Annotated in this window: 19 protein-coding genes and 1 pseudogene; 13 read left to right on the forward strand and 7 right to left on the reverse strand. The window is 74.3% G+C overall.

From position 1 onward, the window contains the following. Window positions 1-44 precede the first annotated feature (44 nt). On the forward strand, window positions 45-692 hold the full coding sequence (locus tag FHX75_RS28565) for a TMEM175 family protein (protein WP_154943593.1): 648 nt from the start codon (window positions 45-47) through the stop codon (window positions 690-692). Here the strand turns inward: FHX75_RS28565 and FHX75_RS28570 are convergent. Both FHX75_RS28570 and FHX75_RS28575 read right to left on the reverse strand, forming a co-directional pair. Continuing rightward, window positions 673-2,277: a phytoene desaturase family protein gene (locus tag FHX75_RS28570; RefSeq protein ID WP_154943500.1), complete on the reverse strand. Its 1,605-nt coding sequence runs from the start codon at window positions 2,275-2,277 to the stop codon at window positions 673-675. The genes FHX75_RS28565 and FHX75_RS28570 overlap by 20 nt on opposite strands. A 93-nt stretch (window positions 2,278-2,370) precedes the next feature. Then, a complete protein-coding gene (locus tag FHX75_RS28575) occupies window positions 2,371-3,201 on the reverse strand; it encodes a YhjD/YihY/BrkB family envelope integrity protein (RefSeq protein ID WP_154943501.1) in 831 nt (276 codons plus the stop codon). 51 nt (window positions 3,202-3,252) lie between these two features. On the opposite strand from FHX75_RS28575, the gene FHX75_RS28580 reads away from it, so the two are divergent. The 5 genes from FHX75_RS28580 to ispG all read left to right on the forward strand — a co-directional run bounded on the left by FHX75_RS28580 (window position 3,253) and on the right by ispG (window position 8,351). Then, entirely contained in the window at window positions 3,253-3,798 is a 546-nt protein-coding gene (locus tag FHX75_RS28580) for a GNAT family N-acetyltransferase (protein WP_154943503.1), read from the forward strand. 50 nt (window positions 3,799-3,848) lie between these two features. Next, window positions 3,849-4,358, forward strand: coding sequence for a YcxB family protein (locus FHX75_RS28585; protein WP_154943505.1), 510 nt, complete (start codon window positions 3,849-3,851; stop codon window positions 4,356-4,358). 361 nt (window positions 4,359-4,719) lie between these two features. Beyond that, the gene (gene dxr, locus FHX75_RS28590; protein ID WP_154943506.1) at window positions 4,720-5,931 is read left to right on the forward strand and encodes a 1-deoxy-D-xylulose-5-phosphate reductoisomerase; all 1,212 of its coding nucleotides are present in this window, start codon (window positions 4,720-4,722) and stop codon (window positions 5,929-5,931) included. Next, a complete protein-coding gene (locus tag FHX75_RS28595; protein ID WP_154943508.1) occupies window positions 5,931-7,169 on the forward strand; it encodes a M50 family metallopeptidase in 1,239 nt (412 codons plus the stop codon). Before dxr ends, FHX75_RS28595 begins: the two co-directional genes overlap by 1 nt. A gap of 9 nt (window positions 7,170-7,178) precedes the next feature. Next, entirely contained in the window at window positions 7,179-8,351 is a 1,173-nt protein-coding gene (ispG, locus tag FHX75_RS28600) for a flavodoxin-dependent (E)-4-hydroxy-3-methylbut-2-enyl-diphosphate synthase (RefSeq protein ID WP_088963467.1), read from the forward strand. A 129-nt stretch (window positions 8,352-8,480) separates the two neighbouring features. On the opposite strand, the gene FHX75_RS28605 is transcribed toward ispG, so the two are convergent. Then, window positions 8,481-9,050, reverse strand: coding sequence for a PadR family transcriptional regulator (locus FHX75_RS28605; protein ID WP_154943510.1), 570 nt, complete (start codon window positions 9,048-9,050; stop codon window positions 8,481-8,483). Window positions 9,051-9,171: 121 nt separating this feature from the next. Between FHX75_RS28605 and FHX75_RS28610 the strand changes: the two genes are divergently transcribed. The 6 genes from FHX75_RS28610 (at window position 9,172) to FHX75_RS28635 (ending at window position 18,757) form a co-directional block, all read left to right on the forward strand. After that, the gene (locus tag FHX75_RS28610) at window positions 9,172-10,395 is read left to right on the forward strand and encodes an MFS transporter (RefSeq protein ID WP_154943512.1); all 1,224 of its coding nucleotides are present in this window, start codon (window positions 9,172-9,174) and stop codon (window positions 10,393-10,395) included. 46 nt (window positions 10,396-10,441) lie between these two features. Further along, window positions 10,442-11,281 (forward strand): GNAT family N-acetyltransferase, encoded by an 840-nt coding sequence (locus FHX75_RS28615; protein ID WP_154943514.1) that lies wholly within the window; start codon window positions 10,442-10,444, stop codon window positions 11,279-11,281. Window positions 11,282-11,403: 122 nt separating this feature from the next. Then, complete coding sequence (locus tag FHX75_RS28620) at window positions 11,404-12,297, forward strand: ATP-binding cassette domain-containing protein (protein WP_246158777.1); 894 nt, start codon at window positions 11,404-11,406, stop codon at window positions 12,295-12,297. Then, a complete protein-coding gene (locus FHX75_RS28625; RefSeq protein WP_154943516.1) occupies window positions 12,294-14,444 on the forward strand; it encodes a YhgE/Pip domain-containing protein in 2,151 nt (716 codons plus the stop codon). The genes FHX75_RS28620 and FHX75_RS28625 overlap by 4 nt, the downstream gene beginning before the upstream one ends. A gap of 92 nt (window positions 14,445-14,536) precedes the next feature. Beyond that, window positions 14,537-15,130, forward strand: a complete 594-nt coding sequence (locus tag FHX75_RS28630; protein ID WP_154943518.1) for a TetR/AcrR family transcriptional regulator — start codon at window positions 14,537-14,539, stop codon at window positions 15,128-15,130. Window positions 15,131-15,253: 123 nt separating this feature from the next. Continuing rightward, a complete protein-coding gene (locus tag FHX75_RS28635; RefSeq protein ID WP_154943519.1) occupies window positions 15,254-18,757 on the forward strand; it encodes an ATP-binding cassette domain-containing protein in 3,504 nt (1,167 codons plus the stop codon). Window positions 18,758-18,872: 115 nt separating this feature from the next. On the opposite strand, the gene FHX75_RS28640 is transcribed toward FHX75_RS28635, so the two are convergent. The 4 genes and pseudogenes from FHX75_RS28640 to FHX75_RS28655 form a co-directional block, all read right to left on the reverse strand. After that, the gene (locus FHX75_RS28640; RefSeq protein WP_154943520.1) at window positions 18,873-19,940 is read right to left on the reverse strand and encodes an NADH:flavin oxidoreductase/NADH oxidase; all 1,068 of its coding nucleotides are present in this window, start codon (window positions 19,938-19,940) and stop codon (window positions 18,873-18,875) included. Window positions 19,941-20,020: 80 nt separating this feature from the next. Continuing rightward, window positions 20,021-21,319, reverse strand: coding sequence for a dicarboxylate/amino acid:cation symporter (locus tag FHX75_RS28645; protein WP_211364633.1), 1,299 nt, complete (start codon window positions 21,317-21,319; stop codon window positions 20,021-20,023). A 205-nt stretch (window positions 21,320-21,524) separates the two neighbouring features. After that, complete coding sequence (locus FHX75_RS28650; RefSeq protein ID WP_425463542.1) at window positions 21,525-22,130, reverse strand: DUF998 domain-containing protein; 606 nt, start codon at window positions 22,128-22,130, stop codon at window positions 21,525-21,527. Then, window positions 22,106-23,154: pseudogene (locus tag FHX75_RS28655) on the reverse strand (glutathione S-transferase family protein). The gene FHX75_RS28650 and the pseudogene FHX75_RS28655 overlap by 25 nt, the downstream one beginning before the upstream one ends. A gap of 110 nt (window positions 23,155-23,264) precedes the next feature. On the opposite strand from FHX75_RS28655, the gene pcaF reads away from it, so the two are divergent. After that, on the forward strand, window positions 23,265-24,470 hold the full coding sequence (gene pcaF / locus FHX75_RS28660; protein ID WP_154943525.1) for a 3-oxoadipyl-CoA thiolase: 1,206 nt from the start codon (window positions 23,265-23,267) through the stop codon (window positions 24,468-24,470). Window positions 24,471-24,713 lie beyond the last annotated feature (243 nt).

Below are 24,713 nucleotides of genomic sequence, written 5' to 3' on the forward strand. Positions count from 1 at the left end.
ACGGCGCGGGCGAGAGCGGGTACCGGTACCGGCGGGACCGGGAAATGGCTCGGGACGCCTCCCGGGTGGAGACGTTCAGCGACGGCGTCTTCGCGGTCGTGCTGACGGTGATGGCCGTCGAACTGCTCCAGTACGGCCCGGCCAGGGCCGCCGGAAGGGAGCTTCCCGACGCCCTCGCCCACGCCTGGCCGACCTACCTGGCGTACGTCATCACCTTCGGGATCGCCGGTCAGATCTGGCTCGGCCATCACAACATGTGGCGGTACGTGGTCCGGGTCGACCAGCTGCTGCTGGTGTTCAACCTGCTCGTGCTGCTCTTCGTGGCCGCCATCCCGTTCACCGCCGACCTGCTGTCGGACAACCTGCGCGCCGGTGCGGCCGAGCAGCGGCTGACCGCCGCCCTTTACCTCGGCACCGTGCTCGGCGAGTCGCTCTTCTTCAACCTGAGCTGGTGGTGGGCTCGGCGGCGGCAACTGCTCCACCCCGACCTGGATCCCCAGCTGGCCCGCGCGGTCTCGCGGCGATTGCTGGTGCGCCCACTGCTCTACCTGATCGCATTCGCCTTCGTCTTCGTCGACCCGATCCTCAGCCTCGTCCTCTACCTGCTGCTCGTCGGCCTCTCCCTCATCCGCCGCCCCGGCGACCTGCCTCCCGCCGAGCTCGGCGGTGAGGTCAGCGGCCGAGGTCGGTGAGGATGCGACGGGCGGCGTTGTGGCCGGCGGCGCCGATCACGCTGCCCGCCGGGTGGCAGCCGGCGCTGCCCGCGTAGACGCCGTCGACGCCGGTCGCGTACGGCATGCGGTCGGTGAACGAGACGGTGTTGTCCACGTGGTGGATGTGCCCGCCGGTGATGCCGAAGTGCGCCTCGATGCCGGGCGGGGACAGCGGTACCGCGTCGGCGATCAGATCGCCCGTGCCGGGGGCGTACCGCTCACAGATGGCGATCAGCTTCTCGACGTACCCGGGCATGGCCTCGTCCCAGGTGGTGCCGGCCAGCTCGTAGGGGACCGACTGCACGAACAGGGCCGACGAGTGGTGGCCGGCCTCGTCGGAGAGCGACGGGTCGACGGTGGTGTGCAGGTACCACTCGATGGTCGGCTCCTCGGGGAGCCGGCCGGCCTGCACGTCCGCCCACATCGCGCGCAGCGCGGCCATCGGCGCCTCGCCGCCCCCGCCGACCAGCGAGGCCGAGCCGGGCAGCAGGTGGATGGTGGAGCCGAACGGGCTCGGCGCCCCCGCCGGCAGGCAGGCGAACCGGGGCAGCCCGGTCAGCGCCAGGTTCAGCTTCAGGGTCGTGCCGGGGCGGCGGACCGCCGTCATCCGCTGGTGCAGCGGCGCCGGGAGCGCGCCGTCGGGCAGCAGGTCCATCAGCCGGTACGGGTCGCAGGCGCCGAGCACCACCGGGGCGGCGACGTGCCGGCCGTCGGCGAGCGTCACCCCGCTGGCCGCGCCGCCAGCGTCCAGGGTCACCCCGGTCACCGGCGTACCCGTGCGGATGGTGGCCCCGGCGGCGCGGGCGGCCTCGGCGAAGGTCCGCGAGACGGTGCCCATGCCACCCCGGGCGATCATCCAGGTGCCGCCCGCGCCGGGCAGCCGGCACATGTTGTGCACCAGGAAGTTGTGCCCGGTGCCGGGGTCGTCCGGCCCGGCGTTGAGGCCGGAGAGGCCGTCGGTGACCGCGTACATGCTGACCAGCAGCTCGGAGCGGAAGTCGAAGCGGGCCAGGTAATCGGCGACCGAGCCGCGCACCAGGTCGACGAAGACCTGCCGCAGCGCCGGGCGGACGTACCGCTCGGCGGTCTCCTCCACCGGCAGCGGCTCGGCCAGCCAGGCCGGCGCAAGGTCCTCGCGCAGCTGGGCCAGTTCGGCCTGCAACGCGTCGTCGGCCGCCGCGTCGGCGGGGGAGAAGAACTCGGCGAGCTGCTTGCGGGTCGCCGCGGTGTCGCTGCCGAAGAGCAGGTACGGCGAGCCGATGCCGCCCGGCGTGGGCAGGAAGTAGTGCGGGTCGCGGCGCAGCACCGGGATCCGCACGTCGAGCGTGGCGAGCAGCTCCGGCGGCATCAGCCCGAGCAGGTACGACCCGGTGGAGTGGCGCAGCCCGGGGACCTTGGGGAACGGGTTCTCGGTGCGGGTGGCCCCGCCGATGTCCTCCGCCGCCTCCAGCACCAGCACGTCCAGCCCGGCCCGGGCCAGCAGGACGGCCGAGACCAGCCCGTTGTGTCCGGATCCGACGATCACGACGTCGGCGCGGGCCGGCAGCTCACTCGCTTCGCTCATGCCCGGGCAGCCTAGTGCGGCGCAGCCCGCGGCGGGAGGGCTTCAGCGGCCGGAGGGTTTCCGCGGCCGGAGGGTTTCCGCGGCCGGAGGGTTTCAGCGGCGCTGGGCGCGCCAGCGGCTCAGGGCCAGGGTGGCGGAGTAGCCGACCAGCACGATCACGTGGAACAGGTAGAGCCAGAGCAGCACCGCGACGCCCGCGCCGATCTCGTCGAAGCCGCCGAAGGGCACCCCCAGGTCGATCGGGAGCGAGGCGAACAGCACGAACCCGTGCAGGAAGCCGGAGAGGTTCGCCGCCGTGAACGAGCCGAGGAGGAGGGTGGACAGCCAGTCCGGGGAGGCGGGCCCCACGACCCGGAACACCCACATCAGCACCGGCGTGAGCACCAGCCACACCGCCAGGAACGACAGCACCACGCCGAGCGCGCCGATCCAGCCGCCCTGCCGAACCAGGTTCGTGGTGGTGGGCAGGGCGATCAGGATCGACAGCAGCAGCGCCGGGGCCGGGGCGAGCAGCGGCAGCAGCAGCAGCCGACCGCGCCAGCCCACCAGCGACTCGTCGGGGTTCGGCGGCGTGGCGACCGAGACGAACGCCCGACGCAGCCCCTCGCCGTAGAGCGACGCCGGCAGCAGGGAGGCCAGCGCGAGCAGCGGGGTCAACTCCACCCCGGCCGCGACCAGCGCCTCCACCGCCCGGGGCGCCCCGATCGCGTCCGGCAGCGTGTTCACCGCGTACGAGGTGAGCCGGCGGACCCGCTCCCCGCCCGCGAGCAGGGAGGTCAGCCAGATCGCAAGCAGCGCCACCGGCACCACGGCGATCCCCCCGTAGAAGGTGATCGCGGCGGCGTGCAGCGAGATGTCCCGGCCGCGTACCGGCCGGAAGGCGGCGCTGGTGATCCGCTTCGTGCGCTGCCATGCGTGGCCCATCGCGATCTCCTTCCCCCTCCCGGGCCGGGGCACGCATTACGATCGCGCGTCATGACGGTGCTCACCACGGAACGCCTGGTGCTACGGGACTGGACCGACACCCCGGCGGACCTGGATCGGATCTTCGACATCTACTCCCGCATCGAGATCACCCGCTGGCTGGCCGCGTCCGGCCTGCCGCTGACCGACCCGGCCCAGGCCCTGGACCGGCTGGCCATCTGGCGGAAACGGCACGCCGGCCAGGGCGGCCGGTACGGCACCTGGGCGATGGAGGTCCGGGACACCGGCCGGGTCGCCGGCACCCTGATCCTCAAGCCCCTGCCCGGGGCGGACGGCGTGACGGAGACCGACGACATCGAGGTGGGCTGGCACCTGCACCCGGACTCCTGGGGGCGCGGGTACGCCACCGAGGCGGCCCGCGCGGTGCTGGCCCGCGAGTTCGCCGCCGGCACCCCGCAGGTGTACGCGGTGATCCCGCCCGGCAACGACCCGTCGATGGCGGTGGCCCGCCGGCTCGGCATGGTCCACCTGGGCCGGCGCACCGACTGGTACGGCGGCGAGGTGCTGGAGACCTTCGTCCGACGGGCCGACGCCTGACGCCCGCCGGGACAGCGGCGAAGGCCGCGCGGGCCGTATCGTCGTCCGCCGTGATGATCAGTTTCGAGACGCAGCCGGACCGGCGGCGACTCACCGCCGCCCTGCGCCGCGCCTACCGGCACACGCTGCTGCTGTACTGGCTCTGCCCGGTCGCGCTGCTCCTGCCGGCCCTGGTCGACGTGCTGCTCGGAGATCCGCTGGAGGGGGTGCCCTGGGTCGCCGCCGCGGTGACCGCCGTGGTGCTGTCGCCGCTGGTCCTGCGGGCGCTGGTCCGGGCCAGCTGGAAGATGCACGGCATCCCGATCACCTGGACGATCTCGGACGAGGGCGTGCGCGGCGCGAACGCGCTCTCCGACGGCGTCGTGCGCTGGGCGGCGCTGACCGGGGTGGAGCCGATCCCCGGCCAGTTGCTGTTCCGGCTCAGCCGGTACCAGGTGTTCCCGGTCCCGATCGACGGTCTGAGCGTGGAACAGCGGGCCGAGCTGTACTCCTACCTGCGCGGCCGGGGACTGCTCACCGCCGATCCGGTCGAGCCGGGGCCGCAGGCCGTCCGGCGGTAGGCCACCCTGCCGGATCGGTTACCGCGGGTAGTGCCCACCCCCGAACATGCCGGTGAGCGATATGCCTGGGAGTCATATTTATGCCTCTGAGGTATATCGCTCACCAGGCATACGTCCTCCTCACCGCGACACGCCGAGGGGCAGTGGAGGCGCGGCGCTTACGGCCGCCGCATCTCCTGGCAGATCGACGCGACCGGGGTGCGCCGGATCACCGAGCTGACCGACTCGCGGCTTCCGCCCGCAGCCGGCGGCGGGTGGGGGCAGGCCGAACTCCTCGACGAGGAGGCGCCGGCCGAGGACCCGAACGGCGGGGGTTGAGGCTCCCAGCGGGCGCACAGTGACGCCGGGGCAGAATGGCCGCGTGACAACTCCCCGCGACCTCGTTCTGCTCGGGTCCACCGGCTCGATCGGTACCCAGGCCATCGACATCGTGCGGCGCAACCCGGACCGGTTCCGGGTGGTGGCGCTCGGGGCCGGTGGCGGCAACGTCGAGCTGCTCGCTGCGCAGGCCCTGGAGCTGGGCGTGGACGCGGTCGGGGTGGCGAAGTCCTCCGCCGCGCAGGACCTCCAGCTCGCCTTCTACGCCGAGGCGAGCCGGCGCGGCTGGGCCACCGGGGACTTCCGGCTGCCGAAGATCGTCGCCGGCCCGGACGCCATGACGGAGCTGGCGCAGTGGCCCTGCGACGTCGTACTCAACGGGGTGGTGGGGTCGTTGGGGCTGGCGCCGACCCTGGCGGCGCTGCGCGCCGGCCGTACCCTCGCCCTGGCCAACAAGGAGTCGCTGGTGGCCGGCGGCCCGCTGGTGAAGGCCGCGGTGACGCGGCCGGGGCAGATCGTGCCGGTGGACTCGGAGCACTCGGCGCTGGCGCAGTGCCTGCGCGGCGGGGCCCGCGGCGAGGTACGCCGGCTGGTCGTCACCGCCAGCGGCGGGCCGTTCCGCGGCCGGCGCCGCGACGAGCTGACCGAGGTCACACCCGCGCAGGCCCTGGCCCACCCCACCTGGAACATGGGCCCGGTCGTCACGATCAACTCCGCCACCATGGTCAACAAGGCGCTGGAGGTGATCGAGGCGCACGAGCTGTTCGACGTGCCCTACGCCGACATCACCGTGATGGTCCACCCCCAGTCGGTGATCCACTCGATGGTCGAGTTCGTCGACGGCTCCACCCTCGCCCAGGCCAGCCCGCCGGACATGCGGCTGCCGATCGCCCTCGGCCTCGGCTGGCCGGACCGGGTGGCCGACGCCGCCGCCGCGGTCGACTGGACCACCGCGCACACCTGGGAGTTCGCCCCGCTGGACGACGAGGCGTTCCCGGCGGTCGCCCTGGCCAAGGCCGCCGGCGAGACCGGCCGCTGCCGCCCGGCGATCTACAACGCGGCGAACGAGGAGTGCGTCGCCGCCTTCGTCGCCGGCCGGCTGCCCTTCCTCGGCATCGTCGACACCCTGCGCCGGGTGTTGGAGGAGGCACCCGATTTCGGCGAACCAGGTACCGTCGAGGACGTGCTCGCGGCCGAGTCGTGGGCACGCGCGCACGCGCAGGAGATCATCTCGGGGTCGGGGAAGGAAGCCTGATGCTCTATCTGCTCGGGGTGGTCGCGATCGCCCTGGGGATTCTCATCTCGGTGAGCCTGCACGAGGCGGGTCACATGCTGACCGCCAAGGCGTTCGGGATGAAGGTCACCCGCTACTTCGTCGGCTTCGGCCCGACTCTCTGGTCCTTCCGCCGGGGTGAGACCGAGTACGGCATCAAGGCCATCCCGCTCGGCGGCTTCTGCAAGATCGTCGGGATGACGCCGCAGGACGACGACGTCGAGCCGGGCGACGAGCACCGGGCGATGTGGCGCTACCCGGTCTGGAAGCGGACGATCGTGATGTCCGCCGGCTCGGTGACCCACTTCGCGCTCGCGATCGTCGCCATCTGGCTCGTCGCGATGTTCGTGGGGATGCCGAACCGGGACCTGCCCAACCCGCTGCCGGCGCACGTCAAGGTCGTGGACTGCGTCATCCCCACCGACGCGCTGCGCGAGTGCGCCGCCGGCGACCCGGTGAGCCCCGCCAAGCAGGCCGGGCTGCGCGACGACGACAAGATCCTCGCGGTGAACGGGACGCCGGTGGCCGACTACACCGAGCTGGTCAAGAAGGTCCGCGACCTGCCCCCGGGCAAGGCCACCATCCGCTACGAGCGCGACGGCGTGCAGAACGACGCCCAGGTGACGCTGGCCGCCGTGCAGCGCAAGCCGCTGGACGACCCGAACGGCGTCCCGAAGACCGTCTCCGCCCTCGGCGTCGCCGGCCCGGTCCCGCCGCCGGGCGTGCCGGCCACCGTCACGTACGGCCCGGTCGAGGCGATCCCGGCCACCGCCGGCTACACCAAGGACCTCGCCGTCGGCACCTATGAGGCGATGAAGCGGATTCCGGAGAAGGTGCCCGCCCTCTGGACCGCCATCACCGGCGGCGAGCGGGACAAGGACACCCCGATCAGCGTGGTCGGCGCCAGCCGGCTCGGCGGCGAGGCGTTGGCGAACGGCTTCTGGCAGATGCTGCCCTTCCTGTTCATCTCGCTGAACTTCTTCGTCGGCGTGTTCAACCTGCTGCCGCTGCTGCCCCTGGACGGCGGCCACATCGCCATCGCCTGGTTCGAGCGCGCCCGCTCCTGGCTGTACGCCCGGATCGGCCGCCGGGACCCGGGTCGGGTGGACTACATGAAGCTCATGCCCCTCACGTACGCGGTGATCCTGGTCGGTGGCGCGTTCACGCTGCTGACCGTCACCGCGGACGTCGTCAATCCGATCACGCTCTTCTCAAGGTGAGTGCCTGAAGTGACCGCTGTCAGTCTCGGTATGCCCGCCGTACCGCCCCCGCCGCTGGCCCCCCGTCGGGCCAGCCGTCAGATCATGGTCGGCTCGGTGCCGGTCGGTGGCGGTGCGCCGGTCTCGGTGCAGTCGATGACCACCACCCTCACCTCCGACGTCAACGCCACCCTCCAGCAGATCGCCGAGCTGACCGCGTCCGGTTGCCAGATCGTCCGGGTCGCCGTGCCCAGCCAGGACGACGTCGAGGCGCTGCCGGCGATCGCGCGCAAGTCGCAGATCCCGGTGATCGCCGACATCCACTTCCAGCCGAAGTACGTCTTCGCCGCGATCGACGCCGGCTGCGCCGCCGTCCGGGTCAACCCGGGCAACATCCGGCAGTTCGACGACAAGGTCAAGGAGATCGCCAAGGCGGCCGGTGCGGCCGGCGTGCCGATCCGGATCGGCGTGAACGCCGGCTCACTGGACAAGCGGCTGCTCGCCAAGTACGGCAAGGCCACCGCCGAGGCGCTGGTCGAGTCGGCGCTCTGGGAGTGCTCGCTCTTCGAGGAGCACGGGTTCCGGGACATCAAGATCTCGGTCAAGCACAACGACCCGGTGGTCATGATCCGGGCGTACCGGCAGCTCGCCGAGCAGTGCGACTACCCGCTGCACCTGGGCGTCACCGAGGCCGGCCCGGCGTTCCAGGGCACCATCAAGTCGGCGGTCGCCTTCGGCGCGCTGCTGGCCGAGGGGATCGGCGACACCATCCGGGTCTCGCTCTCCGCGCCGCCGGTCGAGGAGATCAAGGTCGGCAACCAGATCCTGGAGTCGCTGGGCCTGCGCGAGCGGGGCCTGGAGATCGTCTCCTGCCCGTCCTGCGGCCGGGCCCAGGTCGACGTCTACAAGCTGGCCGAGGAGGTCACCGCCGGCCTGGAGGGGCTGCCGGTGCCGCTGCGCGTCGCCGTGATGGGTTGCGTGGTGAACGGCCCGGGTGAGGCCCGCGAGGCCGACCTCGGCGTCGCCTCCGGCAACGGCAAGGGCCAGATCTTCGTCAAGGGCCAGGTCATCAAGACCGTGCCCGAGGGGCAGATCGTGGAGACGCTGATCGAGGAGGCGCTCCGCCTCGCCGACGAGATGGGCGCCGAGATCCCCGAGGAGCTCCGCGACCTGGTCCCCGGCGCCACCGTCACCGTCCACTGACCCACCCCGCCCCGGCGCCCCTCGCGCCGCAAGTGCACTTACAGAGAAGAGTGGCTATTCCGGCCGGAATAGCCACTCTTTCTCTGTATCTGTCGGCCCAGGCGTCCGCTCGCGGGGGCGGGGCGGGGGTCAGTCGGATTCGGCGAGGATGGCGTAGAGCTTGCGGCGGGTCTCGTCGAGGACCTGGGCGGCGCGTTCCCGCTGGTCGTCGGTGCCGGTCATCATCACCTGGCGCAGCGCGTGCATCGCCTGCGCGCCGGCGTCGCGGATGTCGTGCCAGCTGTTGACGGTGTTCTCGGCGAACTCCGCCCAGGGCGGTGTCTGCGCCGCCGCGGCGGCCTCCTCGCGGCCGGCGTCGGTGAGGCCGAACCGCTTCCGCCCGCCGCCGGAGGAGTCGGTGCTGGCCTCGATGACCCCCTCGTCCTCCAGCAGTTGGAGGGTCGGGTAGATCGAGCCGGGGCTGGGCCGCCAGGCCCCGCCGGTGCGGGAGTCGATCTCCTGGATCATCTCGTACCCGTGCATCGGCCGCTCGGTGAGCAGCGCCAGCACGGCGCCTCGGACGTTCGGCCGGCGCCCGCGGCCCCGACCCCGGCCGCCCCGGCCCCCACCCCAGCCACCGTGCCCGTGCGGGCCCGGCGGGAAGCCGAACCCGCGTCGACGGGCCTCGTGCATCGCGTGGAAGTGCTGATGGAATCCCATGCCACGATCCCTTCTCGGGACTGTCGTTGATGCATCGACGATATATCGGCAACGTGTCGCCGACAAGAGGATTGGCCGAGGTGGGAACCAAACCGTACGTACGTCTTGCTAGATTGGCGGGGTGCGCCTGCTTCCCGAACCGGGTCCGGCCCGGACCCTCGCCCTCTCCACCCTGGTCAACACGGTCGGCCGGGGCACCTGGCTGACCGTCAGCGCGCTCTTCCTCACCCGCTCGGTCGGCCTCTCGGTGCGCGAGGTCGGCGTCGGCCTCACCGTCACCGCGCTGGTCAGCCTGATCGCCAGCACGCCGATGGGATACCTGGCCGACCGGCACGGCCCGCGCGGCATCCAGCTCGCCGCGCTGGTCGCCTCCGGCGTCTTCACCGCCGCCCTGGTGGCCGTCCGGTCGTTCCCGACCTTCCTGATCGTCGGCGTGCTGATGGCGGTCGCCGACGCTGCCAGCCGGGGTGCCCGGGGCGCGCTGATCGCCGGAGCCGTCCCCGCCGACCAGCGGGTCCGCCTCCGGGCCTGGCTGCGCGCCGTCACCAACGTCGGGATCTCGGTCGGCGCCGTGGTCGCCGGCGTCGGGCTGGCCGCCGACACCCGCGGCGCGTACGTCGCGCTGATCCTGCTCGACTGCGTCACCTACCTGCTGGCGGCGGTGGTCCTGCTCCGGCTGGCGCCGGTCCCGCCCGTGCCGGCGCCCACCCACGGGCCACGGCTGATCGCGCTGCGGGACCGCCCCTTCCTGGCGTTCACCGTGCTCGACGGGCTGATGTCGATGCACTTCGGGCTGCTCAACATCGCCCTGCCGCTCTGGATCGCCGACCACACCACGGCGCCGCACTGGCTCATCTCGGCCTGCATGCTGGTCAACACCGTGATGGTGGTGCTCTTCCAGGTGCGCGCCTCCCGAGGCACCGAGGACCTGCGCGGCGCCGCGCGGGCCGCCCGACGGGCCGGCGTGGTCATCGCGGTGGCCTGCGCGCTCTTCGCCGCCAGCGCCGGCGTGCCGACCCCGGCCGCCGTGGCGCTGCTGCTGGCCGGGGCGCTGGTACACGTGGTCGGCGAGCTGTGGCACGCGGCGGCGGGCTGGGGCATCTCCTTCGGCCTCGCCCCGGCCCGAGCGCAGGGCCAGTACCAGGGGGCGTACGGGATGGGCATGCAGCTCGGCGGGATGGTCGCCCCGGTGGTGGTGACCAGTCTCGCGGTCGGCTGGGGCGCGCTCGGCTGGCTGGTGCTCGGCGGGTTGTTCCTGGTGCTCGGCGCGCTGGTGCCGCCGGTGGTGCGGTGGGCGGCGCGGACCCGGCCGGCCGAGCCGGTGGCCGAACCTGTCACCGTCTGACCGGTCGGCCGGCGAGTGGCCGCCCACATCTGGCAGGCTGGTAGCCGTGCTGACGGTGCCGGTACGCCAACTGGGGGAGTCGGAGCGCCGCGCGGTCGAACGGCTGCTCGACCTCGACCCGTTCGCGGGCGCGCAGGTCGCCGAGCGGGTCGCCGCCCGCGGCCTGGCCTGGTGGCGGGCCGAGGGCCGGATCCTCGGGTACGGGGCGCGCCGCAACCTGGAGTCGATCTGCTGGCTGGGCGGCAACCTCACCCCGGTGCTCGCCTCGGAGCCGGCCGTCGCCGCCTTCGCCGAGCAGCTCGCCGCCGAGGAACGCCTCTGCTCCTCGATCGTTGGGCGGGCCGACGCCGTGCTCGGCCTCTGGGACCGGCTCTCCACCCACTGGGGTCCGGCCCGGGACGTCCGCCCCAACCAGCCGCTGCTGGCCACCGACGCGCTGCCCCCGGTCTCCGCCGACCCGCAGGTGCGCCGGGTGCGTGCCGCGGAGATCGACCGGCTCTTCCCGGCGGCGGTGGCAATGTACACCGAGGAGGTCGGCGTCTCGCCGCTGGCCGAGGACGGTGGACGGGCCTACCGGCGGCGGGTCACCGACCTGGTGCGGGCCGGTCGGGCGTACGCCCGGTTCGTCGACGGCCGGGTGGTCTTCAAGGCCGAGCTGGCCGTGGTGACCCGGCGTACCGCCCAGGTCCAGGGGGTCTGGGTGGCCCCCGAGTGGCGCGGGCGGGGGATCGCCACCGCGGCGATGGCGGCGGTGGTGCGCGACGCGCTGCTGCGGGTGGCGCCGACCGTGAGCCTCTACGTCAACGACTTCAACCTGCCCGCCCGCCGGGTCTACGAGCGCTGCGGCTTCCAGCCGGTCGGCACCCTCGCCACCGTGCTGTTCTGACCCGTCCCGCCCGCCGGCCATGGCGGGGATCACGCCCGCTCCGGTCGGGGAACCGGACGTCCGGCGCTATGCTGGGCATGTTTTTATACTGACCAGTCAGTTCAAGCATGTCGGGATGTTGAGTGAAGATCGTCGAGGCGCACGGGTTGGGTCTGCGCACCCGGCGGGGCTGGGTGTACCGGGACGTGGACCTGACCGCCGAGGCGGGTGAGCTGCACGTCGTCACCGGGCCGCCCGGCAGCGGGCGTACGTCGCTGCTGCTCGCCCTGGCCGGCCGCTTCCCGCACAACGAGGGCACCCTGCGCACCCGGGGGCCGGCCGCGCTCGGCCAGGTCGCCGGGGTGCACGAGCCCGACCCCGCGCTCACCGTCGCCGAGCACATCCAGGAGCGGCTGCTGCTGCTCGGGCCCGTCCCGCGCCGCCGTCGCCAACTGGTGCCGGTGGCCGCCGTCCGGGCCCGCCGGGCGTACCGGCGGGACGCCTTCGCCGCCGCGATCGCCGGGGCGGGCTTCACCGACGTACCCCTCGATCCGGACGTGCGCGGCCGCGACCTCACCCCGCAGCAGCGGCAGGTCCTCGGCCTGGTCCTGGCCACCCTGAGCGGCCCCAGCCTGATCGTCGCCGACGACGTGGACGCCGGCTCGGACGCCCCCGAACGGGCCTGGCTCTGGGAAGCCCTGGCCCGCCTCGCCGACCAGGGCTACGCGGTGGTGGCCAGCGCCCGCGCGGTCGAGCCCGGCGCCCGGGCCGTCGTGCACCGGCTCGGCGACCCGTCGCTGCCGGTTCGGCCCGACCTGAGCCTCCCGGCCACCACCGTCCCGACGCGCACCGTCGCCGTCCCCGCCCCGGCCGTCCCGACGGACGCCACCGACCCCGCCGCGACCGCCGATTCGGATGCGACCGCCGACTCGGACGCGACCGCCGACCCCGACGCGACTGCCGACCCGGAGGGTGCCGGCGACCCCGCCGGCGACCCGGCCACCCCCGACATCGTCGACCCCGAGGTGAACCGATGAGCGTCTTCCGCCTCGCCCGCTTCGAGCTGCGCCGGATGACCCGGGGCCGGCTGCCGCGCGCCGCGCTCGCCGTGCTGACCGTGATCCCGCTGCTCTACGGCGCCCTCTACCTCTACGCCTTCTGGGACCCGTACGGGCACATGGACCGGATCCCGGTGGCGGTGGTCAACGCCGACCGGCCCGCCACCGCCGGCGACGGCACGGTGGTGCACGCCGGCCGGGACCTCACCGACGAGCTGCTCGACCGCAAGGTCTTCGGCTGGCACGTGACCGACGCCGACGACGCCACGGCCGGCCTGCGCAGCGGCCGCTACCACCTGGTCTTCTCCATCCCTGCGGACTTCTCCGCCACCCTCGTCGCCAGCCCCGAGCCGGACCAGCCGGCCCGCCGGGGCGAGCTGCGGGTGGTCAACGACGACGCCACCAACTACCTCTCCGGCCTGCTCGCCCGCTCGGCGTTCAGCGAGATCCGGGCCGCCGCCGCGGAGAGCACCGCCAGCGGCTACTTCGACAAGATGCTGGTCGGCTTCACGGACCTGAAGGCCGAGACCGGCAAGGCCGCCGACGGCGCCGGCCAGCTCGCCGACGGGCTCGGCACCTCCCAGGACGGCGCCGGTCAGCTCGTCGACGGGCTGGGCCGCTCGGAGGCGGGCGCCGGGCAGCTCGCCGCCGGGCTGGACCGCAGCGCCCAGGGCGCCGACCAGCTCTCCTCCGGCCTCGACGAACTCCGCACCGGCGCGACCCAGCTCGCCGACGGCAGCGCCCAGGCGGCCACCGCCACCCGGGCCGCCGCCGACAAGGTGGACGCCCTCGCGGACCGGGCCGAGCCGTTCCTGCGCGAGAACGCCGACGAGATCGGCAGGGCCGCCACCGTCATCGCCGAGGGCGCCGACGCGCTGGCCGACGGGCTCGACACGCTGCCCGGGCAGGCCGACGTCGTGCTGACCCAGGCGCGCAAGGTCGCCGACCGCCTCGACGCGCTCGTCGCGGCGCATCCCGAACTCGCCGACGACCCGGCCGTCACCGCCGCCCGCGCCGCCGCCGACCAGGCCGTCACCGAGGCCGAGGACCTGACCGCCACCATCGACCGGACCGACCTGGCCGCGCTGCAGAAGAAGATGCGGGAGGTCGCCGCCGCCGCCCGCGAGGTGGCCGCCGCCGCGCCGCACCTCGCCGACGACGTGGCCGGCGCCAAGACCAAGGTGCACCGGCTCGCGGAGGCCATCGACCGGATCGCGAAGGGCAACGCCGAGCTGCGGGACGGGCTCGGCACCGCCGCCACCGGCGCCGACCAGCTGCGGGGCGGGCTGTTCCGGCTCTCCACCGGGGCCCGGGACCTCGACGGCGGGCTCGCCCGGCTCAGCGGGGGCGGCGACCGGCTCGCCGCCGGCCTGACCAAGCTGGAGGGCGGCGCCGGCCAGCTCGCCGACGGGCTGGCCGCGGGGGAGAAGAAGATCCCCGGGTACGACGACGCGGCCGACCGGGCCGGCGTCCTCGGCGACCCGGTCTCGCTGGACCACACGTCCGAGCACCCCGCCGGCTCGTACGGCGTCGGGTTCGCCCCGTACTTCCTCGGGCTGGCGCTCTGGGTCGGCGCGATGATCACGTACATGCTGCTGCGGCCGGTGAACCGGCGGCACGTGATGTCCGACGCGTCCGCCTGGCGGGTCGCGCTCGCCGGCTGGCTGCCCGCCGTGGCGATCGGTCTGGCCCAGGCCGGGGTGCTCTTCACCGTGGTCACCCTGGTGCTCGGCCTCGACCCGGAGTACCCGGCGGCGACGTTCGGGCTGCTCGCGCTGACCTCGCTGGCGTTCACCGCGATCATGCAGTGGCTCGGCGCGCAGCTCGGGCCGGCCGGCCGGCTCGCCTCGCTGGCCCTGCTGATGCTCCAGCTCACCTCCTCCGGCGGCACCTACCCGGTGCAGACCTCGCCCGACTTCTTCCAGGCCGTCCACCCGTGGCTGCCGATGACGTACGTGGTGCAGGGGCTGCGGCACACCATCAACGGCGGGTCGTCGGCGACCGTGGCCACCGGCGCGCTGGTCATCGTCGCCTTCGGCGCGGCGGCGCTGGTGCTCACCGTCGGCGCGGCGCGCCGGTCCCGGCGACTGACCCCGGCGAAGCTGCACCCCGAGCTGACCATGTGAGGATGCTGATGGGCCGGACGGGGGTACGAGAGCAGCCCCTCCCCGGCTCGCACCGGTCCGCCACGGGCCGGTCGGGCGGACGGGGAGGGCGAGTGACGGACGGACGGTCGCGGCGGCGGGAGGACACCCGGCAGCGCCTCTTCGTGGCGGCGGTGGAACTCATCGCCGAACAGGGCTTCTCCGCTACCACCGTGGACGACATCGCGGCCCGCGCCGGGGTGGCCAAGGGCACCGTCTACTACAACTTCGAGTCGAAGACGGTCCTCTTCGAGGAGCTGCTGCGGCACGGCATCGGCCTGCTCACCGCCGACTTCCGGGCCGCGGTGGCCGGCCTGCCGCCGCGCGAGGCGCTCGCCGCCCTGGTCCGTGCCGAGCTGGAGTACATCCGGCGCTACCGGGCCTTCGCCCAGCTGCTGCTCTCGGAGATGTGGCGGACCAACCGCGAGTGGCAGCAGACCCTGCGCCTGCTGCGCGGGGAGGCGATCGAGGTGATCGCCGACACCGTCCGGGCCGGGGTGGCCAGCGGTGACCTCCCCGCCGACCTGGACGTGCGGACCGCCTCGTCGGCGCTGTTCGGCGTCGGTCTGGTGGTGGCCGTGGACTGGCTGGTCTTCCAGCCGGAGCGGCCGATCGAGGACGTGCAGGAGGCGCTCCTCGGCATCGTCCGGCGGGTCGCCCAGACCTGACCTCCGGGGATCGCCGGGCAGGTCGGGGCGCGGGTGGGGGCGCGGTAAATGCGTTGAATCGTCGCGGCCGGAGGACCAGGCTGGGGCGTACCGCCACCAACCCGAGTCCGGAGGGACCCTCCCATGCGCCTGCTCCGTGATCTCTGGGCCACCGCGCCACGTCGGATGGCGGTCGTGGTCGTCCTGATCGTGCTCGGCGCCGCCGGGCAGGCCGCCGCCTCGGCCCTGGCCGGCCCGGTCCTGGTGCACCGGTCCGCCGCCTTCTTCGCCCTGCTGGTGGTGGCGCTGGTCGCCGCCGTCCTCAGCGATCTCGTCATCGGCCTGCTGATGGCCGGGCTCACCGCCGACTGGTCCGCCGACGTCCGCCGCCGGCTCTGCCGGGTGGCGCTCGGGCAGGACCTGACCACGCTGGAGACCACGCCGGTCGGCGAGCTGCTGGACCGGATCGACAACGACGTCTACCAGGTCGCCTCCGAGCTGCGGAACACCGGCGTACGGCTCGTCCAGGGGCTGGCGGTCTGCCTGCTGGCCACGGTCAGCGCCCTGTTCGTCTGGTGGCCGGCCGGTGTCGGCATGCTCGTGCTCACCGCCCTGCTCGGCGTCGTGCTGCGCCGGCCCACCGCGCGCATCGCCCCGGCCCGGATGGCCGAGGAGGAGGCCTGGTCGGACCTCGCCGCGGTGATGGAGGAGGCGGTGCACGGCCAGGACGACGTGCGGACCAGCCTGGCCCGGCCGTACGTGCTGCGCCTCTACGCCGGGCGCGCCGCCGAGGTGCTGGCGCGGTGCCGGCGGGTGTTCCTGATGTCCGCGCGGGTCACCACGATCGCCGCCGGCGCGATCCGCGCCGGCATCGCCGCCGTGGTGCTCGGCGGGGCGTGGGCGCTGGCCACCGGCCGGATCGACGGCGCCCGGCTGACCGCGATCTGGCTGCTGGCCATCGCCTTCGGGGCCACCGTCGAGCACCTCGCCCGCTGGGTGCCCCACCTGCAGTACGCGCTCGGCGCGTGGGCCCGGGTGCAACTGCTCTCCGACGCCCGGCAGGAGCCGGCGGGCGGCGCCGCCCCGGCCGAGGGTGACCTGAGCGTCCGCGGGCTCACCTTCCAGTACCCGGACACCGCCGACGGCGAGCGGGGGCCGGCGCTGCGCGACATCCGGCTCACCTTCGCCCGCGGCCGGTCGTACGCCCTGGTCGGGCGGACCGGGTCGGGCAAGTCGACGCTGGCCAAGGTGCTCACCCGCGCGGTCGACGTGCCGCGCGGCACGGTCTTCCTCGGCGACACCGACCTGGTGGACCTGGACGTCGAGCAGTTGCGCCGGTGGGTCGCCGTGGTCCCGCAGCGCACCGAGATCCTGGCCGGGACGCTGGCCGAGAACGTCGCGCTCTTCGACCCAGACCTGCTCGACGACGCCAACCGGGCACTGGAGGAGCTGGGGCTGGCCGGCTGGATCGCCGAGCTGCCCGACGGCGTCCGGACCCGGCTGGGCGAGGGCGGGCACGTCCTCTCCGCCGGGCAGGAACAGCTGGTGGCGTTCGCCCGGATCCTGGTCCGCGACCCGCACGTGGTGATCCTCGACGAGGCCACCGCCCGGTTGGACCCGGTCACCGAGACGCGGGTGCGCCAGGCCACCGAGCGGCTGCTCACCGACCGGATCGGCATCGTCATCGCGCACCGCCTCTCCTCGGTGCGCCGCTGCGACGAGGTGGTGGTGATGGCCGACGGCGCGGTGCTGGAGGCCGGCCCGCTGCGCGAGTCGGAACGCTTCGCCGAGCTGCTGGCCAGCAGCCACGCCGCCGCGTACGCCCCGGCCGGCGCGGGCCGGGGCGGGGTGGACCTGCTGCCCGGTCCGCGCGACCCGTGGGAGGTGGAGCCGCCGGCGGCGGCACCGGCGCAGGTCGACCGGCCGGCCACCGTGGCGGTGCCGAAGACCGACCCGCCGCCGCTGCCCGCGCCGCCGCCCGCGCGCACCATGCGGGAGATCCTCCGGCTGGGCACCAACGACCCGAGGTACGGCCTGGTGTCGGTCGCCATGTTCGTCGTGATGACGCTGCTCGGCCTGGACGGCGCGGTGCTGCCGTGGCTCTGGGCCGACGTGGTCGACGGCGGCAGCCCGTGGCTGCCCGCGCTCGGCATCGCCGCCGCGCTGCTGGTCGTCCTGCCGCTGCCGTTCTACACCAACCTGTGGTTCCCACAGTGGTGGGTCCGCCAGATGCTGCGGATCAGCCTGCGCCTGGTGCACGGGCAGACCGGGGCGCGCCGGGTCAGCGGGCACACCCCGGCGGAGGTGGTCGCCCAGAGCGGCGACACCGAGCGGGTGGTGCAGCTCGCCGACAACCTGATGGACCAGTTCATCGCCCTGGCGATCGTGGCCACCATGACGGCGGTGACCGGCAGTTTCGTACCGGCGCTCTTCTTCGCCGGGACGATGGTGGTCTCCGGGCTGGCGGCGACGCTGTTCGGGCCCCGGCTGGAGCGGTCCGCCCGGGGCACGGTGGCGGCGCGGGCGGCCTTCGCCACCGCGCTGGTCTCCGCGCTCTCCGCGGCCCGCACGGTGAAGCTGGCCGGCGCGACCCGGCCGGTGCTGACCCACCTGGCCGCCCTGGACACCGTGCGCAGCGACCGGCAGCGCCGGGAGATCTCCGCGCAGGTGTGGGCCCGGTCCACGCCGTCGCTGGTCAGCGGCCTGCTGCCGATCGGCGCGTGGGCGCTCTACCTGGCCGGTGGGCTCTCCGCCGGGGCGACCCTGGTGGCGGTCTCCACGCTCGGTGCCGCCCGCTGGTTCGCCTGGACCACCGCGTCACTGGTCTCGCACTACCCGTCGGCGCGGGTCTGGACCCGGCGGACGGCGGCGATGTGCGGGGTCGGGACGTACTCGGCGGCGGTCCCCGGGGTCGATCTGGCCGCCGGCACCGCGCCGGCGCCAGTGCCGCCGGCCCGGCGTCCGCTGCGCCGGCTGGAGCTGGCCGGCTTCGGGGCCCTGCACTCCGACGGCACCCTGGCGGTGCGGGACGTCGACCTGACCGTCGACCGGGGCCAGTTGGTGCTGGTCGTCGGGCCGGTCGGCTCCGGCAAGTCCTCGCTGCTGCGCGCGCTGGCCGGGATCGTGCACCACGTCGGCACGCTGCGCTGGAACGGTGAACCGGTGACCGAGCCGGAGCTGTTCCTGCGTCCGCAGCAGGTGGGGTACGTCGGGCAGCTGCCCCGGGTGCTCTCCGGCACGGTCGCCGACAACATCGCGCTCGGCCACGAGGTGGACGCGGCCGGGGCGGTGTCGACCGCGCAGCTCGACCACGACCTGGCCGCGGCCGGGGGTGGGCTCGGGCTGCTCATCGGGCACAAGGGGACCCGGCTCTCCGGCGGCCAGTTGCAGCGGCTGGCGCTGGCCCGCGCGTTGGCGCCGCGTACCGAGCTGCTGGTGGCCGACGACGTCTCGTCGGCGCTGGACGTCACCACCGAGCTGGCGCTCTGGGCGGCGCTGCGCGAGCACGGCGTGACCGTGGTCGGCTCGACGTCGAAACGCGCGGCCCTGGTCCGGGCCGACCACGTGGTGGTGCTGCGCGACGGGGCGGTCGCCGCGCAGGGCCCCTGGCGCGACCTGGAGGACGACTGGAGCCACCTGGCCGGCTGACCGGCGCGTGATCGATCCCGTTTGCGGCATGTCGGGGTGTTCCGCCACACGGACACCCCGACACGCCGCAAAGCCTGCGCCGGCTAGTTCGCCGCCGGCGGGCCGGGAGGTGGGGTCAGAAGGCGCGGGCGTACTGGTCAGGCCAGCCGGGGTGGGCGCCGAGCTTGGCGGCGGCGCGGCGGGGCCAGTACGGGTCCCGGAGCAGTTCCCGGCCGAGCAGCACCAGGTCGGCCTCGCCGCCCGCGACGATCTGCTCGGCCTGCTCCGGCTCGACGATCAGGCCGACCGCGCCGGTGAGCACCCCGGCGTCGCGGCGGATCCGCGCGGCGAGGGGCACCTGGAAGCCGGGCCCGATCGGGATGCTCGCCCGGGCCGCCGCGCCGCCGGAGGAGGCGTCGACCAGGTCGACCCCGGCGGCGGCGAGTTCGCCGGCGAGCACGACGCTGTCCTCGACGGTCCAGCCGCCCTCGACCCAGTCGGTGGCCGAGATCCGGGTCAGCACCGGCACCCGCTCGCCGACGACGGCGCGCACCGCGCGAGCCACCTCCAGGGTGAGCCGCATCCGGGCGCTCCGGTCGCCGCCGTAGCCGTCGGTGCGGTGGTTGGTGAGCGGGGACAGGAACTCGTGCAGCAGGTAGCCGTGCGCGGCGTGGATCTCCACCGCGCCGAAGCCGGCGTCCACCGCCCGGCCGGCGGCGGTGGCGAAGGCGGACACCACGCGGGCGATCCCGGCCTCGTCGAGCGCCGTCGGCTCGCGGTGGTCGGGCAGGAACGGCTCGGCGCCGGGGCCGACCGGGGTCCAGCCGCCCTCGGCGTCCGGCACGCCGCCGCGCCGCTCGGCCCACGGCCGGTACGTCGACGCCTTGAACCCGGCGTGCGCGAGCTGCACCGCCGGCACCGCGCCCTGGGCGGCGACGAACCCGGTGACCGGGCGCCAGGCGTCGACGTGCGCGTCGGACCAGAGGCCGGTGTCCTGCGGGCTGATCCGCCCCTCGGGCACGACGGCGGTGGCCTCGGTGATGATCAGGCCGGCTCCGCCCACGGCCCGGGAGCCGAGGTGGATCCGGTGCCAGTCGGTCGGCAGGCCGTCCGGGCCGGCGCTGTACTGGCACATCGGGGCGAGGGCGACCCGGTTGGGCAGGGTGACCGCGCGCAGGGTCAGCGGGGTGAACAGGGCACTCATGTCGGTGATCCTCCGTCAGTGGTGGCGAGGAGGGCCCTGCGGGCAGGGCCCTCCTCCATCAGCGGTCGGGCCGGGCGGGCTCAGGCGGGGACCGGGGTCAGCCCGTCCTGCCGGGTCGGCCGCTCGGTCTCCTCGGCGTCGGTCAGCTCACGCCGGCCGGCGGAGTCGTACGCGGCCCGGTCCAGGGTGCCCTCCCGGGCGGCGACGATGGTCGGCACCAGCGCCTGCCCGGCCACGTTGGTGGCGGTGCGGATCATGTCCAGGATCGGGTCGATGGCCAGCAGCAGGCCGGCGCCGGCCAGCGGCAGACCCAGCGTGCTCAGGGTCAGGGTGAGCATCACGATCGCGCCGGTCAGGCCGGCGGTGGCCGCCGAGCCGACCACCGAGACGAAGGCGATCAGCAGGTAGTCGGTGACGCCCAGGTCCACCCCGAAGACCTGCGCGACGAAGATCGCCGCCAGGGCCGGGTAGATCGCCGCGCAGCCGTCCATCTTCGTGGTGGCACCGAACGGCACCGCGAACGAGGCGTACTCGCGGGGGACGCCGAGGCGCTCGACGGAACGCTGGGTCACCGGCATGGTGCCCACCGAGGAGCGGGAGACGAAGGCCAGCTCGATGGCGGGCCACGCGCCGGCGAAGAAGCGCAGTGGGTTGAGCCGGCCGGCCGCCACCAGCAGCAGCGGGTAGACCACGAACAGCACGATCGCGCAGCCGACGTAGACGGCGGTGGTGAACTTCGCGAGCGGGGCGATCAGGTCCCAGCCGTACGAGGCGACGGCGTTGCCGATCAGGCCGAGGGTGCCGATCGGGGCGAGCCGGATCACCCACCAGAGCGCCTTCTGCACGATCTCCAGCAGCGAGCGGTTGAGCGCCACGAACGGTTCGGCGGCCTCGCCGACCAGCAGCGCGGCGGCGCCCACCACCAGGGCGAGGAAGACGATCTGGAGCACGTTGCCCTCGACGAACGCGCCGACCGGGTTGGTCGGCACGATGCCGGTGAGGAAGTCGGTCCAGGAGCCGGTCTTCTTCGGCGCGGTCGCGCCGGCCAGGTCGAGGCTGACCCCCTTGCCGGGGTCGGTCAGCAGGCCGAGGCCGATGCCGACGCCGACCGCGATCAGCGCGGTGGCGCCGAACCAGAGCAGCGTCTTCAGCGCCAGCCGGGCGGCGTTGGCCACCCCGCGCAGGCTGACCACGCTGACCACGATGGCGGTGAAGACCAGCGGCGGGACGGCCAGCTTGAGCAGCTGGACGAAGAGGCCGCCGACGGTGTCGAGGGTGCTGGCCAGCCAGCTCAGGTCATTGGCGCGGGCGAGGAAGCCCAGCGCCACGCCGAGGACGAGGCCGAGCAGGATCTGTGCGGAAAAGGGAATCTTGCGCAGGGCGGAAGCCATGAGGATGCGTCCAAGGTCTGTCGGTGGTCGGTACGGGCGGCGTCAGAGAGCGGGCCGCGCCGGACAGACGCCGCTGGCCTGCAGTCGGAGATCGACGTACAGGCGCACGGTGAGGTGCCAGACATTGGTCATCGCCTGGCGACGCTACTCCCGGCCACCGCGCAACGGGAAGGACCGAAGGGCGTGAGGCTCCTTACAGGGCGCGTTTGCCGTCCGTTGACCGCTTCGTCACGGTCGGGTCCCGGCGCAGGCCCAGCGCCGTCGCCGCCGCCAGGCCCCAGCCGAAGGTCACCGCCAGCAGCACCCGCTCCAGGCCGCCCACCAACCCGCCCCGACCGGCGATCAGCATGGCCAGCGCGATCGCGCCGGACAGCGGCAGCGCCAGCGCCCCGCCCAGGGCCGAGATCCGACGCAACGCGGGCGTCGTCGCCGGGGACCAGGCCAGCGCGAGCATCGCGAAGACCACCGCCGCCACCCCCGCGATGCTCGACCCGCCGTGCACCAGGTCCGCCACGGTCGCCGCCTCGAACGGCGGCAGCGGACAGCCGGTGCTGCACGTCACCACCGCGGAGAGCAGGGTGAACCCGCTGGCCGCGCCGAGCAGCGCCGCGGCGAGGCGCAGCGCCGCCGGCAGCGCGGCGGCGAGCAGCAGCAGCGCCGCGGCCAGGGCGAAGACCCCGATCCGGTACGTCGGGGCGTACGCGCTCTCGGCGACGCCGGCCTCGCTGACGTACCCGGTCAGGCCCGGACCGGGACCGGCGACCACGGCGACGATCACCGCGACGGTGCCGGCCAGCACACAGCCGGCGGCGGCGGACGCGGCGGCGGCCCGGGCGGGGCCGACGGCCCGGTCCGGCTCAGCCACGCCCGTGCGGCGTGGTCCAGCCGTGCAGGTCCGGGCCGAGCGGCACGATGCGGGTCGGGTTGATCATCTCGTGGGTGGCGTAGTAGTGCCGCTTGATCTGGTCGAAGTCGACCGTCTCCCCGAAGCCCGGCGTCTGGAACAGGTCCCGCGCGTACGCCCAGAGCACCGGCATCTCGGTCAGCTTCTGCCGGTTGCACTTGAAGTGCCCGTGGTACGCCACGTCGAAGCGGACCAGGGTGGTGAACAGCCGGACGTCCGCCTCGGTGATCTGCTCGCCCATCAGGTAGCGGCGTCCGGCCAACCGCTCCGACAGCGCGTCCAGCCGGGCGAAGAGCGCGGTGTACGCCTCGTCGTACGCCTCCTGCGAGGTGGCGAAGCCGCACCGGTAGACGCCGTTGTTGACGTCCCGGTGGATCTCGGCCATCAGCGCGTCCATCTCCGGGCGCAGCTCGACCGGGTAGAGGTCCGGCGCGCCCGGGGCGTGAAACCGCCGCCACTCGGTGGAGAAGTCCAGCGTGAGCTGGGGGTAGTCGTTGGTGACCACCCGCCCGGTGAGCGTGTCGATCAGCGCCGGCACGGTCACCCGTCCGGTGTAGTCCGGGTCGGTGGCCAGGTACGCGTCGGAGAGGAAGCCGATGCCGAGGACCGGGTCGAAGCCGTCCGGGTCGAGGTTGAACCGCCAGCCCCGTTCGTCCCGGATCGGGTCGACCGTGCCCAGCGACACGACCTCGTCCAGGCCGAGCAGGCCGCGCACGATCCGCGCCCGGTGCGCCCACGGGCAGGCGCGGCACCAGATCAGCCGGTAGCGGCCCGGCTCCAGCGGCCAGCGGTCCTGCTCGTCCGGCCCGCCACCGGGCGGCGAGGTGGAGTGCGGGGTGACCCGACCGGTGAACCGGTTGGGCTGGCGGACGAACGCGCCGCCGCCGGCGGTCTCTGCGCTGAACTGGGCCCGGGCCATGCCGTCAACCTATCCGCTCGGCGCGCGGATATCCTGGCCCTCGGGCGTCCCCGCGACCCGGGCCGACGCGCCGCCGCCGAGCCCCTTCCACCCCCCGAAGGACAGCGCCGATGACCGTGGCATACCTCGTGGCCGGAGTCCGCACGCCGATCGGCCGGTACGCCGGCGCCCTCGCCGGGGTGCGCCCCGACGACCTCGCCGCCCACGTGATCCGCGAGCTGGTCGCCCGCCACCCGTCGGTGGACTGGGCCCGCACCGACGATGTGGTGCTCGGCTGCGCCAACCAGGCCGGCGAGGACAACCGCAACGTCGCCCGGATGGCGGCGCTGCTCGGCGGCCTGCCCGAGGAGGTCCCCGGCAGCACGGTCAACCGGCTCTGCGGCTCCGGCCTGGACGCGCTGGCCACCGCCGCCCGGTCCATCGTGGCCGGCGAGGCCGACCTGGTGGTCGCCGGCGGGGTGGAGAGCATGAGCCGCGCGCCGTTCGTGATGCCGAAGGCGGCGACGCCGTTCGCCCGCACCGCCGAGGTGTACGACACCACCATCGGCTGGCGGCTGGTCAACCCGCTGATGAAGGCCGGCTGGGGCATCGACTCGATGCCCGAGACGGCGGAGAACGTGGCCGCCGAGTTCGGCGTCGACCGGGCCGCGCAGGACGAGTTCGCGCTGCGCTCCCAGCAGCGGGCCGCCAAGGCGCAGGCCGACGGCCGGTTCGCCGAGGAGATCGTGCCGGTGACCGTGCCGGCCGGGCGGCGCGAGACGAAGCTGGTCGAGGTCGACGAGCACCCCCGGGAGACGTCGCTGGAGAAGCTCGCCGCGCTGCCCACCCCGTTCCGCGAGGGCGGCACGGTGACCGCCGGCAACTCCTCCGGCGTCAACGACGGCGCGGTGGCGCTGCTGGTCGCCTCCGAGGCCGCGGTCGCCCGGTACGGACTGACCCCGCTGGCCCGGATCGGCGGGGCCGCCGCGGCCGGCGTACCGCCCCGGATCATGGGCATCGGGCCGGTGCCGGCCACCCGTAAGCTGCTCGACCGGCTCGGCCTGGGCCTCGGCGACGTCGACGTGGTCGAGCTGAACGAGGCGTTCGCCGCGCAGGGCGTGGCGGTGCTGCGCGAGCTGGGCCTGCCGGAGGACGCCGAGCACGTCAACCCCAACGGCGGCGCCATCGCGCTCGGCCACCCGCTCGGCGCCAGCGGCGCCCGGCTGGCGCTGACCGCCGCGCTGGAGCTGCGCCGCCGGGGCGGCCGACGGGCGCTGGCCACCATGTGCATCGGCGTCGGGCAGGGCATCGCGCTGATGCTGGAGTCCGCCGCCTGACCCGTCGCGCCGGTCGACGGCGCGAGGTCGAGCGGCCGCCGGTGTCCCGGGCCCCGGGGCACCGGCGGGTACCGCCGCCGGGACGCTGCGGGCGGACAGGTGATCACCGCCCAAATGTGGATCTCCCGCGCTCGGGCGTACGCGCCTAGAGTGGTCAGCACCACACCTTCCGCGGGTCGGCCGGTGTCGCCTCCGCGTGCCTGCGCGCGTCCGGACACCGGTGCCCTCCCGCACCGCGGCGAC

Origin of the sequence: Micromonospora palomenae (assembly GCF_007829925.1) — a bacterium.
In the GTDB taxonomy this organism is placed as follows: Bacteria; Actinomycetota; Actinomycetes; order Mycobacteriales; family Micromonosporaceae; genus Micromonospora; species Micromonospora purpureochromogenes.